Annotated in this window: 16 protein-coding genes and 1 pseudogene; 13 read left to right on the forward strand and 4 right to left on the reverse strand. The window is 71.9% G+C overall.

What is annotated here, in order from left to right; translation table 11 throughout:
* Positions 1–242 precede the first annotated feature (242 nt).
* A complete protein-coding gene (locus tag SACHA_RS0116805; RefSeq protein WP_019811636.1) occupies positions 243–719 on the forward strand; it encodes a hypothetical protein in 477 nt (158 codons plus the stop codon).
* On the opposite strand, the gene SACHA_RS22740 is transcribed toward SACHA_RS0116805, so the two are convergent.
* The 4 genes from SACHA_RS22740 to SACHA_RS0116825 form a co-directional block, all read right to left on the reverse strand.
* Complete coding sequence (locus tag SACHA_RS22740; RefSeq protein ID WP_019811638.1) at positions 707–1,525, reverse strand: DUF998 domain-containing protein; 819 nt, start codon at positions 1,523–1,525, stop codon at positions 707–709. The genes SACHA_RS0116805 and SACHA_RS22740 overlap by 13 nt on opposite strands.
* A 119-nt stretch (positions 1,526–1,644) precedes the next feature.
* Positions 1,645–2,295, reverse strand: coding sequence for a membrane protein YczE (gene yczE, locus SACHA_RS0116815; RefSeq protein WP_019811640.1), 651 nt, complete (start codon positions 2,293–2,295; stop codon positions 1,645–1,647).
* A 488-nt stretch (positions 2,296–2,783) separates the two neighbouring features.
* Entirely contained in the window at positions 2,784–4,211 is a 1,428-nt protein-coding gene (locus SACHA_RS0116820) for an MSCRAMM family adhesin SdrC (RefSeq protein ID WP_232211907.1), read from the reverse strand.
* Positions 4,212–4,390: 179 nt separating this feature from the next.
* Complete coding sequence (locus tag SACHA_RS0116825) at positions 4,391–5,593, reverse strand: pyridoxal phosphate-dependent aminotransferase (RefSeq protein WP_028663277.1); 1,203 nt, start codon at positions 5,591–5,593, stop codon at positions 4,391–4,393.
* 29 nt (positions 5,594–5,622) lie between these two features.
* Between SACHA_RS0116825 and SACHA_RS0116830 the strand changes: the two genes are divergently transcribed.
* The 12 genes and pseudogenes from SACHA_RS0116830 to SACHA_RS22755 form a co-directional block, all read left to right on the forward strand.
* Entirely contained in the window at positions 5,623–6,918 is a 1,296-nt protein-coding gene (locus SACHA_RS0116830) for a DUF445 domain-containing protein (protein WP_019811645.1), read from the forward strand.
* Positions 6,919–7,286: 368 nt separating this feature from the next.
* The gene (locus SACHA_RS0116835; RefSeq protein WP_028663278.1) at positions 7,287–7,673 is read left to right on the forward strand and encodes a VOC family protein; all 387 of its coding nucleotides are present in this window, start codon (positions 7,287–7,289) and stop codon (positions 7,671–7,673) included.
* 58 nt (positions 7,674–7,731) lie between these two features.
* Complete coding sequence (locus SACHA_RS0116840) at positions 7,732–8,151, forward strand: TFIIB-type zinc ribbon-containing protein (RefSeq protein ID WP_083935887.1); 420 nt, start codon at positions 7,732–7,734, stop codon at positions 8,149–8,151.
* 7 nt (positions 8,152–8,158) lie between these two features.
* Positions 8,159–8,839 (forward strand): annotated as a pseudogene (locus tag SACHA_RS22745) (AAA family ATPase).
* 41 nt (positions 8,840–8,880) lie between these two features.
* On the forward strand, positions 8,881–9,279 hold the full coding sequence (locus tag SACHA_RS0116850) for a helix-turn-helix domain-containing protein (RefSeq protein ID WP_019811654.1): 399 nt from the start codon (positions 8,881–8,883) through the stop codon (positions 9,277–9,279).
* A 7-nt stretch (positions 9,280–9,286) separates the two neighbouring features.
* Positions 9,287–9,958 carry a hypothetical protein gene (locus SACHA_RS22750; RefSeq protein WP_051110267.1) on the forward strand — a complete coding sequence of 224 codons (672 nt, stop codon included), beginning with the start codon at positions 9,287–9,289 and terminating at the stop codon, positions 9,956–9,958.
* Between the two features lie 127 nt (positions 9,959–10,085).
* A complete protein-coding gene (locus tag SACHA_RS0116860; protein ID WP_019811656.1) occupies positions 10,086–10,382 on the forward strand; it encodes a DUF2516 family protein in 297 nt (98 codons plus the stop codon).
* A gap of 66 nt (positions 10,383–10,448) precedes the next feature.
* On the forward strand, positions 10,449–11,000 hold the full coding sequence (locus SACHA_RS0116865; RefSeq protein ID WP_028663279.1) for a YbaK/EbsC family protein: 552 nt from the start codon (positions 10,449–10,451) through the stop codon (positions 10,998–11,000).
* Positions 11,001–11,093: 93 nt separating this feature from the next.
* Positions 11,094–11,537: an SRPBCC family protein gene (locus tag SACHA_RS0116870; RefSeq protein WP_019811660.1), complete on the forward strand. Its 444-nt coding sequence runs from the start codon at positions 11,094–11,096 to the stop codon at positions 11,535–11,537.
* A complete protein-coding gene (locus SACHA_RS0116875) occupies positions 11,537–12,535 on the forward strand; it encodes an NADP-dependent oxidoreductase (protein WP_019811662.1) in 999 nt (332 codons plus the stop codon). The genes SACHA_RS0116870 and SACHA_RS0116875 overlap by 1 nt, the downstream gene beginning before the upstream one ends.
* 143 nt (positions 12,536–12,678) lie before the next feature.
* Positions 12,679–12,882: a hypothetical protein gene (locus SACHA_RS0116880; RefSeq protein ID WP_019811664.1), complete on the forward strand. Its 204-nt coding sequence runs from the start codon at positions 12,679–12,681 to the stop codon at positions 12,880–12,882.
* 132 nt (positions 12,883–13,014) lie between these two features.
* A partial coding sequence (locus SACHA_RS22755) for a FecCD family ABC transporter permease (RefSeq protein WP_019811666.1) occupies positions 13,015–13,771 on the forward strand: 757 nt, incomplete at its 3' end.

Raw genomic sequence — 13,771 nt, forward strand, 5'->3', positions numbered from 1 at the left:
GCCGCGGGTTGTGGCTCGGCGCGGTCGAGGTGTGGGCGTTCACGGCTGCTCCCGGGGGTCGCGTGTGGTCTCTTCGCGTGTGATCTCTGCCGACGGCGGCCGGCGCACCGGGATCCGGCTGCACACGGCCACTGTCGCCAGCAGATACCCCATCGGGGGCGTACCTACACGTTCCGTTTCCCGGCGCGGGTGACCGGGTACGAGGCGTGAGTGCCTTCGCGCCCTGTGGAAAGGAGGCTGCGGTGACCACTGACGCGTACCTGGCGTTCGTCGGCCTGGGCCTGATCATGATCGTCGCGGACGGGCAGATCCTCTACCACAGCGGGAAACGCTATCTCTCCGATGTGGACGACGAGACCGATTCGGTCGGTTCCATGGCCCAGTTGGTCGCCGTGCTGTTCCACATCGTCATGTTCGGTTTCCTGGCACTGCTGTCGGTGCTCAACTTCGACTTCGGCGGCGGAAACACGCTCCGTGCGGTGGTCGGCAACCTCGGTGTGCTGTTGTTGCTGCTGGCCCTGGTGCACGCGGTGACGATGGCGGTCATCTCCCAGCTGCGGGACAGCCGGGCCACCGACGACCGGTATTCCGGCCCCGCCCCGCGCACCCCGACGAGCACGAACGTGCAGCTGCAGCGCGGACAGATCGTCACCCCGGTCGCCGACCAGCCCGGGCGGGATCCGCGGATGAGCGCGTCGATCGACGACTACCCCTCCTGACCCGCCCTGTCCCCGCCCCCGGATGCGCGGCAGAACTCCAGCAGTCCCGCGAGCAGGCAGAAGTGCAGCACTAAGACGATCCGCTGCACCCCGCCCACCGGCAGTGCCCCGGCCACCGCGGACAGCTCCGGCACCCGGGGCAGCAGGGTGTCGACGCCGTAGGCCAGCCCGAACAGCGTCAGTGCCGCGAGGTCCGCGATCAGCAACCGCGCCGTCGTCCGTCGGGCGTGCGCGAGACCGGGTGCGGACCGGGTCCGGTCGAGCAGGCACACCACCATCCCCGGTAGGCAGAGGAACGCGAGCAGGCTGGCGTACTGGTGGACCAGACCGCTCGCCGGGGCGACGTCGTCGGTGAACGCCGCCGGGAACAGCGCGGCGGCGACGAGCCCCGCCGTGGTCGCCACGGTCAGCAGGGTCGGCGTCCTGCCGAACCGGTGTCCCGAGGCGGACAGGGCGGTGTACACCGCGACCACACCGAGCGCGAAGGAGAGCAGGGCCGCCTCCAGCAGGCCCGCGCCGTCGGCGCTGAAAGCGTACCTGCTGACGGGGTCGCGCACCGGATCGAACCGGCTGACCGCGTGCAGCACCACCAGGGTGAACGCCGCCCATCCCAGCGCCGCCCACGCGACGACCGTCCACCGGCGGATCCGGCTCGCCCCGGCGGCCGTGGGGGCGGCGCTGGACGCGGCGTCGGTCGCGGCGGGAACGTCCGTCCCGGCGTCGGCACATCCGGCGCCCCGTCCGAGGTCGTCGGTGTCCCCGGGACCGTCGCCTCCCGGATGCCCTGATCTCCCCGGTCTCCCCATGGCGTCAGTGTGTTCCGGTAGGCACACTCCGGACATCAGGGATCATCCCGGAGATCCGCGCGCGGCGCGGACCGGTGGAGACCACGTCACGGTCGGCGGGCACCGGGCCGTCCGCCCGGTCAGTCCGGTGATCGCGGGGCCCAGACGAGGTGGGGGAGGAAGAACTGGGTGAGCGGGCCGATGGCGAGTGCGTATCCGACGGTGCCGATGCCGACGGTCCCGCCGAGCAGCCAGCCCACGGCGAGCACGGTCAGCTCGATGCCGGTGCGCACGAGGCGGACGGACCGCCCGGTCCGGTCCGCGAGACCGGTCATCAGTCCGTCGCGGGGGCCGGGGCCGAGGCGGGCACCGACGTAGGCCGCCGTGGCGAGTGCGTTGAGCAGGATGCCGCCCACCAGCAGGGTGAGTTGCCAGGTCAGCGACCGCGCGTCGGCCAGTGCCCACCGCACCGCGTCGACGGTGACCGCGATGACGAGCACGTTGGCGACGGTGCCGACACCCGGGCGTTGCCGGAGCGGGAACCAGAGCGCCAGCACCCCGACCGCGGTGACCGCGGTCACCGCGCCGAAGGTCAACGGGGTGCGCCCCGCGATCCCCTCGTGCAGCACGTCCCACGGGTTCAGGCCGAGGCCCGAGCGGGTCATCATCGCCATGCTCGTGCCGTACAGCACCAGCCCGGCGAACAGTTGCGGGAGTCGACGCGCCGGGGCGGTGGTGACGGGCACCGGACGCAGTTCGGCGGAGGTCACGGAAACGGCCACGCCGAACACTGTCGCCCCCGCCTGCGGTGCGCCTCCAGAGCCGGTCCGGGCCGAATTGGCCCGCTCGGGGAAGAGCCGGTGCGCCGGATGCGGGGTAGTGCCGTCACTCCAGGGAAAAGGACGGTTGTGGCATCCGGCGCACCGGCTCGTCGCCGTGCCCGGGGGAGGGCACGACCGCCGCGGGCCGGTCCCGGCATCGCCCCTCGCCATGCCGGAACGGGTCCTGCGGCTCAGGTCCGCGTCGGTGCGGTGTTCCGGCTCGGCGCGGTGAGCGGGAACAGCCGACGCGCACCAGGGGGCCCCGGTGCCGCGGGGGCAACGCGGCACCAGGACCGGGACCCGTCACGACCGGGCGCGGTCGGTCGAGCGGGAAGCATCGAATACACGAAAGAACCCCTGTTGAACGGAATCTGCCGGAATGACGGGGAGGGGATCCGGGACGCGCGGGAGAAAATGATCTTGAAAAGTCGCGCTGCGCCCGGCGGAATCGGCCTCCGTCAGTCGGGTGAGGTCACCGGACGGGTCGAGTCCGTATCGACGGCGTGCTTTCCGTGTTCCCGGCTGACGCCGAGCAGTCGCAACTGGGTTCCGGTCGGCTGGTGGGCCAGGATCCCGTGCTCGGTGCGCTGCCCGCCCGCGTTTCCGTGCGGGGAGGTCGCGGAACCCTGGGCTGCCGTGAACGCGGCCGGGGTGGCGGGTGCGGGGCCCTGCGGAGCGCCGCCGTGTCCGGAGTTCCCCGCCGCCCCGGGTCGGTCCGCGCGGTCGCGGTCGTCGTCCGGCACCGTCCGGATCGGGTGTCCACCGGCGATCAGCGATCCGGACGTGCGGTCCCGCTCGGCCGGTGCGGTGGTCTCCGGGTCGTTGTCCCCCGGTCCGTCCTTCCGGTCGTCGCCGTCCGTGGTCGGGACCGATCCGGCCGGCGCGGCGGGCTCGGGGGGGCCGGTGGGCACGGTGCCCGGCTCCGTGCCCGGCAGTGGATCGGTGGGTAGGTCGGGAAGCACGTCCTCCAGACCGGGCAGTGTCCTCGGCAGGTCGAGCACCTCGCGTACGCCGTCCTCGACCGGACGGGTGATCTCCTCGACCGCACCGGTGGCGACCCCGGTCAGGCTGACGACCGTGTGCCCGAGATCGCCCACGGTCGCGACCAGGGTGTCGGCCGTACCGCTCAGCAGCGTCGGCTCCCGATCCGCCGACCCGGTACCGTCTCGCGATCCGGAGCCGTCGGCGGTGTGCTCGGGCGGTGTCTCCCCGGGCAACGTCTCCACGGTCGAAGCCTGTTCGGGCTGGGCTTCCCCGGTGTGCTGCGCACCCTCGGTGGCCCGGTCCCCGGTCGGGGACTCGTCGGTCTCCTCCCGCCCGGGGCGCGGCGCCCCGGGTGACGACGGGGAGTCGGACGTGTGCCCGCCCTCCGTGCCACCGGTACCGCCGTCGCGGTCCGTGGTGTCGCGGTCCGTGGTGTCGCCGTCCGTGTTCTCGCCGTCGGCCCCCGTGCTCTCCTCGTGGGAGTCCTCGTCCCCGGGCGCGGTCCCGCTCTCCGGGGGCGTGTCCTCCTCGGGGGCCGTGTCCCCGTTGCCGGAGTCCTCCGGCTCCGGGTCGGCGGAATCCGTGTCGCCGTCGGTGTCACCGCCGGACTCGGTGTCACCGCCGGAGTCGGGCTCGTCGGAGGCCGTGTCGTCGGGGTCCGTGTCGCCGGAAGTCGAGTCGCCGGAGTCGTCCCCCCGGTCGGGGTCGTCGGTCGACTCGCCGGTGTCCTCGGAGGCGATCCGCTCGGAGTCGGTGGTCCCGGTGGTGTCGTCCGCGGCGGCGGTGTCGGCGAGTGCGACCGTCCCCAGCCAGGCGGCGGCGGCGAACCCGGCGACGATCAGTGCCCGGCGCAGGCCGGTGGTCAGCAGGCCGGAGGGGTGCCCGGCACCCGAACTCCTCACCGCCACCACCGCCTGTCCGTCGCCGTCCGTGCGTGACACTCACCAGGGACTTCGCCGGGGGTCGGGTGTCGACCCCGCGTTCTCCCGCGGGCTCTCGCGGACCCGTTCGCACACGGGCCCGCGCGGGCCGCGCCCCGGCTACCCGGAGACTGCTATTTCTAGCATTCCCGCGGAGTATTTCACCCCGTCGGTGTGCGATCCACCCCGGACGGCGCAATCGTGGCCAGACTGCGCAAACGCTTCACCGCCTCGTCGAGCACCTCGTTCCGTTTACAGAATGCGAAACGGAGCAGGTGATTCCACTCGTCCGGATGGTCGGTGAAGACCTTGACAGGGACCGCCGCAACCCCCACCGCTTCGGGGAGTCGCCAGGCGAGATCCGCCGCATCGGTGAATCCGAGCGGACGGACATCCGCGCAGACGAAGTAGGTCCCCTCGCTCGGCCGGACCTCGAAACCGGCCTCGGTCAACCCGTCCCGCAGCCGGTCGCGCTTGCGTTCCAGCGAATCGCGCAGCTGTTCGACCCAGTCCAGCTCGTGGTCCAGTGCGTGGGCGACCGCCGGTTGCAGCGGACCTCCGGAGACGAAGGTGAGGAACTGCTTGGCCGCGCGCACCGCGGCGAGCAGCTCCGGCCGGGCACACACCCACCCGATCTTCCACCCGGTGCAGTTGAACGTCTTGCCCGCGCTGGAGATCGACACCGTGCGTCCGTCCATGCCCGGCATTCCCGCGAGCGGCAGATGGGCGGCGCCGTCGAACACGAGGTGCTCGTAGACCTCGTCGGTGATCGCGACCAGGTCGTGCTCGACGCAGACCTCGGCGAGCGCGGCCAGCTCGGCGCGGGTGAAGACGGTGCCGGTCGGGTTGTGCGGCGAGTTCACCAGGATCGCCCGTGTCCGCGGGCCGACCGCCGCGCGCACGGCGTCGACGTCGAGGGCGAACCGGTCGCCGTCGCGCACCAGGGACACGACCCGCCGGGTCGCGCCCGCCATCGCCACCGCCGCCGTGTACGAGTCGTAGTACGGCTCGATCACGAGGACCTCGTCCCCCGAGCCCACCAGGGCCAGCAGGCTCGCCGCGAGGGCCTCGGTGGCGCCCGTCGTGACGAGGATCTCGCCGTCGGGGTCGTAGTGCAGGCCGTAGCGCGCGCGGTGGGCGGCGATCGCCTCCCGAAGTTCGGGTCGGCCGGGGCCGGGTGGGTACTGGTTCGCGCCCCCGACCAGCGCGTTCCCGGCTTCGGTCAGCATCCCGGCGGGTCCGTCGGTGTCCGGGAAGCCCTGGCCGAGGTTCACCGCGCCGGTCCGGGTGGCCAGCGCCGTCATCTCGGCGAAGATGGTGGAGGTGAACGGCCGCAGGCGGTCCACGAGTACAGGTTCGCGCACGAGGGACCATCCTCACGGACAATCGCGGCATGGAGCAAACGAGGTCCGTCGCCGTCCCCGGCGGCCCGCCCGGAGACCGGGCGGGCGAGGACGACAAGCGGCGCGGCCTGCGAAGGATGAAGCTGGTCGCCCTCGGGTTCCTGCTCGGCGCCACCGTGATCTTCCTGCTGACCAGCTGGGCCGAGGCCGCGGGGTGGCCCGCCTGGGTCGGTTACGTGCGCTCCGCCGCGGAGGCGGGCATGATCGGTGCGCTGGCCGACTGGTTCGCGGTCACCGCCCTGTTCCGCCATCCGCTGGGGTTGCGGATCCCGCACACGGCGATCATCCCGAACAAGAAGAGTGTGCTCGGCTCCAGCCTCGGCGACTTCGTCGGCACCAACTTCCTGTCCGAGCCGGTGGTGCGGGACAAGCTCGGCCGGGTGGGCACGGCCCGCAGGGCGGGGGAGTGGCTCGCCCGTCCGGACAACGCCGACCGGGTGACCGCCGAGACGGCCACCGTGGTGCGCGGCGCCGTCACCGTGCTGCGGGACGAGGACGTGCAGGCCGTCATGGAACAGGCGGTGGTGCGCCGGGTCGTCGAGCGCGAGTGGGGACCGCCGCTGGGCGCGCTGCTCGCGCAGGTGCTCACCGACGGTGCGCACTACCGGCTGGTGGACCTGGTCGTCGACCGTGCCTACGAGTGGGTGCGGGACAACCACGAGGCCGTGCTCCGGGTGGTCTCGGACCGGGCGCCGTCCTGGTCGCCGCGGTTCGTGGACTCGATGCTCGCCGACAAGGTCTACGGCGAGGTGCTCGCCTTCGCCTGGTCGGTGAAGACCGACGTCAACCACCCGATGCGGTTGGCGCTGGACCGGTTCCTGGCCGAATTCGCGCGCGATCTGCAGCACGACCCGGAGACGAAGACGCGCGCCGACCAGGTGAAACAGCAGCTCGTCGAACACCCCGAGGTGCGCAGGGTGATCGACTCGGCGTGGACGACGGCCAAGGAGATGCTGCTGAACGCCGCCGAGGATCCCTCCAGCGAGCTGCGTACCCGGCTGCGGGACGGGCTGCTCACGCTGGGCAAACGGTTGCAGTCCGACCCGGCGCTGGCGGGCAAGGTGGACGGCTGGGTCGAGAACGTCGCCGCCTACCTGGTCACGCACTACTCGACCGAGATCACCACGATCATCACCGACACGGTGGACCGGTGGGACGCCGCGGAGACCGCACGCAAGGTGGAGCTCCAGGTCGGCCGCGACCTCCAGTTCATCCGCATCAACGGCACGGTCGTGGGTGCGTTGGCCGGGCTCGTTATCCACACGGTAGCCCAACTGCTGTTCTGACCCGGGGTCGGGACGGCACACGACTTCGGGGTGGAGCTCGTCGGTACCCCGGACGAAGTGGTCAGGCCCCCGGGCGGCGGCCGAGTCCGGGCATCCTCCGGCGGACCTGACCGAGGACATGATCGCGTCGCTTCCCGCGCTCGTGCGCCGTCGTCGCGAAGGCCCGCAGCCGAGTACCACGAGAGTGTCCACACTTTCGGGCGAAGTTATCCACAGGGTTCGGAGTTGTCCACCGAGTTGTCCACAGGCTCATAATTCGATCGTGGACAGCGGGAACTGGGGTGGTCCCGCCTTCCGGCGAAAAAGAACTGGCGCCGGACCCGGACGGGCAGCGACGATGGCCTGCACCCGTGGAGAAGGAGATGCCGATGCCCGCGTCGCTCACCCTGGATTGTGTGGCCCTCGACTGCCGTGAACCGGAGGAACTGGCCCGGTTCTACTCGGAACTGACCGGATGGCCGATCGATGCGGATGGGGATCCGACCGGCGAGTGGGTGGTCGTGCGAAATCCGGACGGCGGTGTCGATCTCGCGTTCCAGCGCGATCCGGAACACGAACCGTCCACCTGGCCGTCCCGCGAGCGGCCGCAGATGCTGCACCTCGACTTCGACGTCACCGACCCGGACGCCGAACACCGCCGGGTGCTCGATCTGGGCGCCCGGCTGCTCGACGACACCCCGGCGAACTTCACGGTGTACGCCGATCCGGCCGGGCACCCGTTCTGCCTGGTGCGGGCGAGTCCGCAGGCAGACTGACCCCGCGGCGGTCGCACCCTCCCGGCGGCCGCGCACGGTGCGTATTCTGCTCGGCGTGATGTGCCCCAAGTGCCAGAACGTGATGACGACCGTGGACAAGGACGGCATCCACATCGAGCAGTGCGGCGGCTGCCGGGGTGTCTTCCTCGACCGCGGCGAGCTGGAGCAGATCGTGGAGGCCGAGAACGCCTACTACGGTCACCGGACACCTCCGCCGTACGACCCGGGGTCGGCGCGACCGGCCCCCGGTGGGCCGGCGGGACCCGCGCAAGCCCCACCACCGCACGCGGCGCCGCCTCCTCCACCGCCGACCCGGCCGTACGGCTACGGGGACTCCCCGGCGCCGTACCGGGGCAAGCCCGCCAAGCACGGTGGTCACCACGACTCGCCGAGCCCGTACCGGGGCGGATACCGCGACTCGCCGCGCCCGTACGGACACCGGCGCAGGCGCTCGTTCCTCGAAGGCCTGTTCGACTGACGCGGGCGTGCTCGATCTGCGCATCTGTCCCGCCTGCGGGGACCGCGCGGAGAACCCGGCCGTCGAGCACGGGTCGCTGGTCTGCGGGCGGTGCGCGCACCGCCGGACGTTCCGTCGGCTGCCCCTGTTCGCGTTGACCGGGCCGAGCGCGGCGGGCAAGTCCACGGTGGGGCCGGAGCTCGCCGCGCGCCTGGCGGACGAGGTCGTCGTGCTGGAGCAAGACGTGCTGTGGACCGGGGGTCTGCGGGACGACGTCGACGGGCATCCCGCATTCCGGGCGACGTGATTACGGATGGCCGCGATGATCCACCAGAGCGGGCGGCCGGTGGTGCTGTGCGGCACCGTCGTGCCGCCCGAGCTGGAGACGCTGCCCGAGCGGGTGTTCTTCGCCGACATCCGGTACCTGGCGCTCACCGCGGAGTCGGACGTGCTCGCACGGCGGCTCCGCGCGCGGCCCGCGTGGCGCGGATGGGACGAACCCCGCATCGCGGAGATGCTGGAGTTCAACGACTGGCTGCGGGCGGAGGCGCACACGCTCGCCCCGCCCGTCGACCTGTTCGACACCACCGCCGTACCGCTGACGGAGGCGGTCGACCGCGCGGAGGACTGGGTACGTCGTGGGCTCGAAGACCACCACCCGGGCTCGGACCACCCGGACGGGTGCGAGCCAGGTGCTTGCCGCAGTTAGCACCCGCGCGTACCGTCGGTGTCGGGGAGGTGACGGCACGGGTGGACATCGGCGGCTACATCCGTCTCCAGCGCAGCCACGCGAAGATCTCGCTGCGCCAGTTGTCCAGGCTGGCCGGGGTGTCCAACCCGTACCTCAGTCAGATCGAACGGGGTTTGCGCAAGCCGAGCGCGGAAATCCTGCAGCAGATCGCCAAAGGGCTGCGCATCTCGGCCGAGGCACTGTACGTGCAGGCGGGCATCCTCGACCATCCCGCCGGCGGGCCGGTCGTCGAGGCCGTCCACGCCGACACCCACCTCACCGAACGACAGAAGCAGGTGCTGCTCGACATCTACGGCTCGTTCCTCCGGGAGAACGGGAGCGCGGTCGGTGCGGCATCCGGGACCGACGACACCGACACCCTCGGGCCCGGCGTGGCCGGGTCCACGGCCAAGGAGTGATCCGGCGATGGAAACGACCCGAACGGACGACGTGCGCAAGGCGGTGAACACCGCGCGGGAGCAGGTGCGGACGTCGCTGCTCGCCGCACTCGGTGCGGGCAACCTCGCGGGGGAGGCGGTGGCCGACGCCGTGTCCAGGGCGCGGGAGCGGGTGAACGAGAGCAGCGAGAGCGCGCGCCGCAACATCGAGGAGCTCCCCGCCGAACTGGAGCAGCTCCGGGGCCGTCTCGACCCGGCCGAACTGCGCAGGCTCCTCGACGAGTACACCGACTCCGCGTTGCGGCTCTACCGCAGGCTCGCCGAGTCCGGTGAGCAGACCTGGGACCGGCTGTCCGAGCAACCGCAGGTGCGGCAGGCCGTCGAACAGCTGGAGGAGGCCCTGCACAACGCTCAGGAGCGGGTGGACGACGTCACCTCGGACACCCGGGAGCGGGTGGACGAGATGGTGTCCCGCCTGACCCGGCGCACCCGCGAAACGGGTCACCGTGCGGGAACGGCCGTGGAGGAGGCCGGGGAGCGTGCCGCCGACGCGCTGGACGAGGCCGCCGAACCGGTGCGAACCGGGCGCCCGGACGAGTCCGGGGAGGGCGAGGGGCCCCGCCGGTCGGGTTTCGACCGCGCCGCGGACGGATGGACCGAGTCCGAGGTCACCGAGTTGGGCACCCGCGGTTCCTCCTGACCAACGGGCCGCGCCGGCCCGGAAACGGCCGTCGGACCGGCGCGGCCCGACCGGGCGTCCCGAACCGCGCCTCGATGCGGTGCGGGCGCTCCCCGATTTCTCGACGCACTGACGTAGGCTGGGGATCGTGCCGACTCTCGCTCACTGGATCACCTGGGTCATCGACTGGGCCGGCACGCTCGTCGGCCTGGTCGCGTTCGTCCACGCCGTGATGCAGCGGTCCGACGCCTTCACGGCCGCGGACCGCAAGAGCAAGCCCATCTGGATGGCGATCACCGGTGGTGCCACGCTGGCCCTGTTGCTGTTCCAGTTCTTCGGGGCGGGCATGATCTTCTGGATCGCGGCGATCGTGGCCGTCCTGGTGTACATGGTCGACGTGCGACCGAAGCTGATCGAGGTGCAGCGCGGCGGATCGCCGTGGTGACCTGCGCGCCTCCCGGGTGAGTGAGCGCACGCTTAGTTTCCCCGTGGCAGCGCGTACGGTGAGGGTGTGAGTCACTGGGAGATAGCGGGCACCCTCACGCCCGTTCCGGCAATCGAGCGACCCGACCTGTTGGCCGAACCGGTCGCCGAGGCGCTGACCGAACTGACCGCTACCACCTCCGAACCGGTGGCCGTCGTCGAGATCGACCCCGAGCTGGCCGACACCGCCGAGTTCTGCGCGACCTACTCCTCGCCGCTGTCGGCCTCGGCCAACTGCGTGGTCGTCGCGGGGAAGCGGGGCGGGCAGTTTCGGTACGCCGCGGTGCTCGTGCTGGCGACCACCAGGGCGGACGTGAACAACGCCGTCCGGCGCAGGCTCGACGTGCGCAAGGCGTCGTTCGCACCGATGGACGAGGCGGTGGAGCTCACCGGTATGGCCTACGGCGGGATCACCCCGATCGGGTTGCCCGCCGACTGGCCGATCCTCGTCGACGCCGCGGTCGCCGACTCCCCGGAGCTTGTGATCGGCAGCGGTTCGCGCGGTGGCAAGCTCCTGGTCACCGGCCGACTGCTGGCCTCCCTGCCGGGAGCCGAGGTCGTCGACGGCCTCGCGCGCTGAGCCGGGACGCGGGAGCGGGTCCATCCGGGTACCCCGGTGGAACACCCCTGTGCGGACGACACGGGGGAGTACGAGCACGGGAAAGGCAGGAGTATGGGCAAGGTGACGGCGGTCGCCGAGCGCACGATCGACGCCCCCGCCGAGCGGGTCCTCGAACGGGTCGCCGATTACCGCGAGGTCAGGCCACGCATCCTGACCGAGCACTACCGCGACTACGAGGTTCTCGCGGGCGGTACGGGTGCGGGCACCGAGGCGCGCTGGAAGTTGCAGGCCACGTCGAAACGGGTCCGTGACGTGGCCGCCACGGTGAGCGAGCCGGAGTCCGGCACGGTCGTGGAGACCGACGCGAATTCGACCATGGTCACCACGTGGACCGTGCGGTCGGCGGGTTCCCGGTCGCTGGTCCGGGTCGAGACGACCTGGCAGGGCGCGGGTGGCATCGGAGGATTCTTCGAGGGGCTGTTCGCGCCCAAGGGCCTGAAACGAATCTACGACGGCGTTCTCGCCAACCTGGAGCAGGAGGTGCGGCAGTCCTGATGACCGCGACCGAAGTACGACTCGCCTCGCGCCCGCACGGCGAGCCGACCCTGGACAACTTCTCCGTCGTCGAGGTGGATGTGCCGAGCCCGGGCCCCGGGCAGGTCCTCGTGCGCAACACCTGGATGTCGGTCGACCCCTACATGCGGGGCCGGATGAGCACGGCGAAGTCCTACGTCGCCCCGTACGAGGTGGGCGAGGCGATGGACGGCGGTGCGCTCGGCGAGGTGATCGAGTCGAACGCCGACGGGCTCGCCCCGGGGGACGTGGTGCTGCACGCGCTCGGCTGGCGCACGCACGCGGTGGTCGACGGCGCCCGCGTCGCCAAGGTCGACCCGGACGCCGCGCCGGTGTCGGCGTACCTGAGCGTGCTGGGAATGCCGGGGCTCACCGCGTACGCGGGGCTGTTCGACGTCGCGAACTTCCGCGAGGGTGACACGGTGTTCGTCTCCGGCGCCGCCGGGGCGGTCGGCTCGCTGGTGGGGCAGCTGGCGAAGCGCAACGGCGCGGCCCGCGTGGTCGGCAGCGCCGGATCGGCGGAGAAAGTCCGCTGGCTCACCGACGAGGTCGGGTTCGACGCCGCCTTCAACTACAAGGACGGCTCCGTGCGCGACCTGCTCGCCGAGGCCGCGCCGGACGGGGTCGACGTCTACTTCGACAACGTGGGCGGTGACCACCTGGAGGCGGCCATCGCGCAGCTGAATCGGCACGGCCGGATCGCGGTCTGCGGGATGATCTCGCAGTACAACGCGACCGAGCCGGCCCCGGCCCCGCGCAACCTTTCGCAGATCATCGCCAAGCGGTTCACGATGCGCGGGTTCCTGGTCGCCGATCACGAGGACGCGCGCCCGCGGTTCCTCCGCGACGTGGCCCCGCTGGTCAAGGACGGGAGACTGACGTACAGCGAGACGGTGGTCGACGGCATCACCAACGCCCCGCAGGCATTCCTCGATCTCCTCGCCGGCGCCAACACCGGCAAAATGCTCGTCCGCCTCTGACCCCCCACCCGCGGGTTTGCCGTGAAGGACCCCTTCCCTGCGTTGGATGCAGTGAAGGGGTCCCTCGCTGCGTCACATGCAGGGAAGGGGTCGACCCGGAGATCGACCTCGTCGGTGCGGACCGGGAGCCGGTCGCGAAGCGGGTGACACTGGTCGGTTCGATCAAGTGGCTGCAGAACCACCCGTTCGACGGCCACGATCTCGCCCGGCTCGTCCAGCACCGGTCACAGCTCCCGGGCGCCGAGGACGACACCCCGTTGTTCGCGGTCAGCCGGTCCGACTCGACGGTGGACGGAGTTCGGACGCTGACTCCGGAGGACCTGCTCAGCGCCTGGCGAACCGCGTGAGCGCGGGACCCGGCGGTCCGGTCCGTCGGACGCGCGGCGGGGTCCGAACCTGCGGGAAACACCGCGCCGGACGGCGGAGACGAGGCTTACCCGGCCTGGACCACCCATGGAGGTTCGGTTAGCCTCACCTACATGCCGGTCGCCCTCGCCGCTCCGCCGGCCGCGGGCGGAGCCGCTCCGCCGTCGCGGCGGCCGGCACCTCTGCTCCGGGTGTCCGGCCTGCTCCTCGCCCTGGCCGCCCTGGTGTTCGTCGCGCTGCTCAGCCTCTGGCTGGGCTCGAAGAGCATCGCCTTCACCGAGACGTTCGACGTGCTCGTCGAGCCGGACGGGTCGGACGACTCCGTCATCATCCACTCCTACCGCATCCCGCGGACCCTGCTCGGCATCGCCGTGGGCGCGGCGCTCGGGCTCTCCGGTGCGCTGATGCAGGCACTGACCCGCAACCCGCTCGCCGAGCCCGGCCTGCTCGGCGTCACCATGGGCGCCTCGACCGGCGTCGTGGTGGCCGTGGCGTTCCTCGGGGTGTCGTCGGTACTCGGGCACGTGTGGTTCGCCCTCGCCGGGGCGGCGCTCGCGTCACTGGTGGTGTACGTGCTGGGCGCCACCGGGCGCGGGGCGGCCACCCCGGAACGTCTCGTCCTGGCCGGGGCCGCGCTGACCGCCGTGGTCTACGCCTTCGACACGGCCGTGCTGCTGACCGATCCCGAGGCGCTCGACGAGTTCCGGTTCTGGAACGTCGGTTCACTGGCCGGGCGCTACCTCGACGTGCTCGCTCCGGTGGCGCCGTTCCTCGTGGTGGGCGCAGTGCTGGCGCTGACCCTGGCCCGCCCGCTGAACGCGCTCGCGCTGGGGGACGACCAGGGCCGGGCGCTCGGGGCGCGGCCCGGGC

Origin of the sequence: Saccharomonospora halophila 8 (assembly GCF_000383775.1) — a bacterium.
GTDB classification, from domain to species: Bacteria; Actinomycetota; Actinomycetes; order Mycobacteriales; family Pseudonocardiaceae; genus Saccharomonospora; species Saccharomonospora halophila.

Bases quoted from the DNA above. Each gene is read 5' to 3' on its own strand.
- SACHA_RS22740 (WP_019811638.1), bottom strand. From the start codon at position 1,525: ATGGGGAGACCGGGGAGATCAGGGCATCCGGGAGGCGACGGTCCCGGG.
- SACHA_RS0116830 (WP_019811645.1), top strand. From the start codon at position 5,623: ATGGAGCAAACGAGGTCCGTCGCCGTCCCCGGCGGCCCGCCCGGAGAC.
- SACHA_RS0116835 (WP_028663278.1), top strand. From the start codon at position 7,287: ATGCCCGCGTCGCTCACCCTGGATTGTGTGGCCCTCGACTGCCGTGAA.
- SACHA_RS0116840 (WP_083935887.1), top strand. From the start codon at position 7,732: ATGTGCCCCAAGTGCCAGAACGTGATGACGACCGTGGACAAGGACGGC.
- SACHA_RS22750 (WP_051110267.1), top strand. From the start codon at position 9,287: ATGGAAACGACCCGAACGGACGACGTGCGCAAGGCGGTGAACACCGCG.
- SACHA_RS0116870 (WP_019811660.1), top strand. From the start codon at position 11,094: ATGGGCAAGGTGACGGCGGTCGCCGAGCGCACGATCGACGCCCCCGCC.
- SACHA_RS0116875 (WP_019811662.1), top strand. From the start codon at position 11,537: ATGACCGCGACCGAAGTACGACTCGCCTCGCGCCCGCACGGCGAGCCG.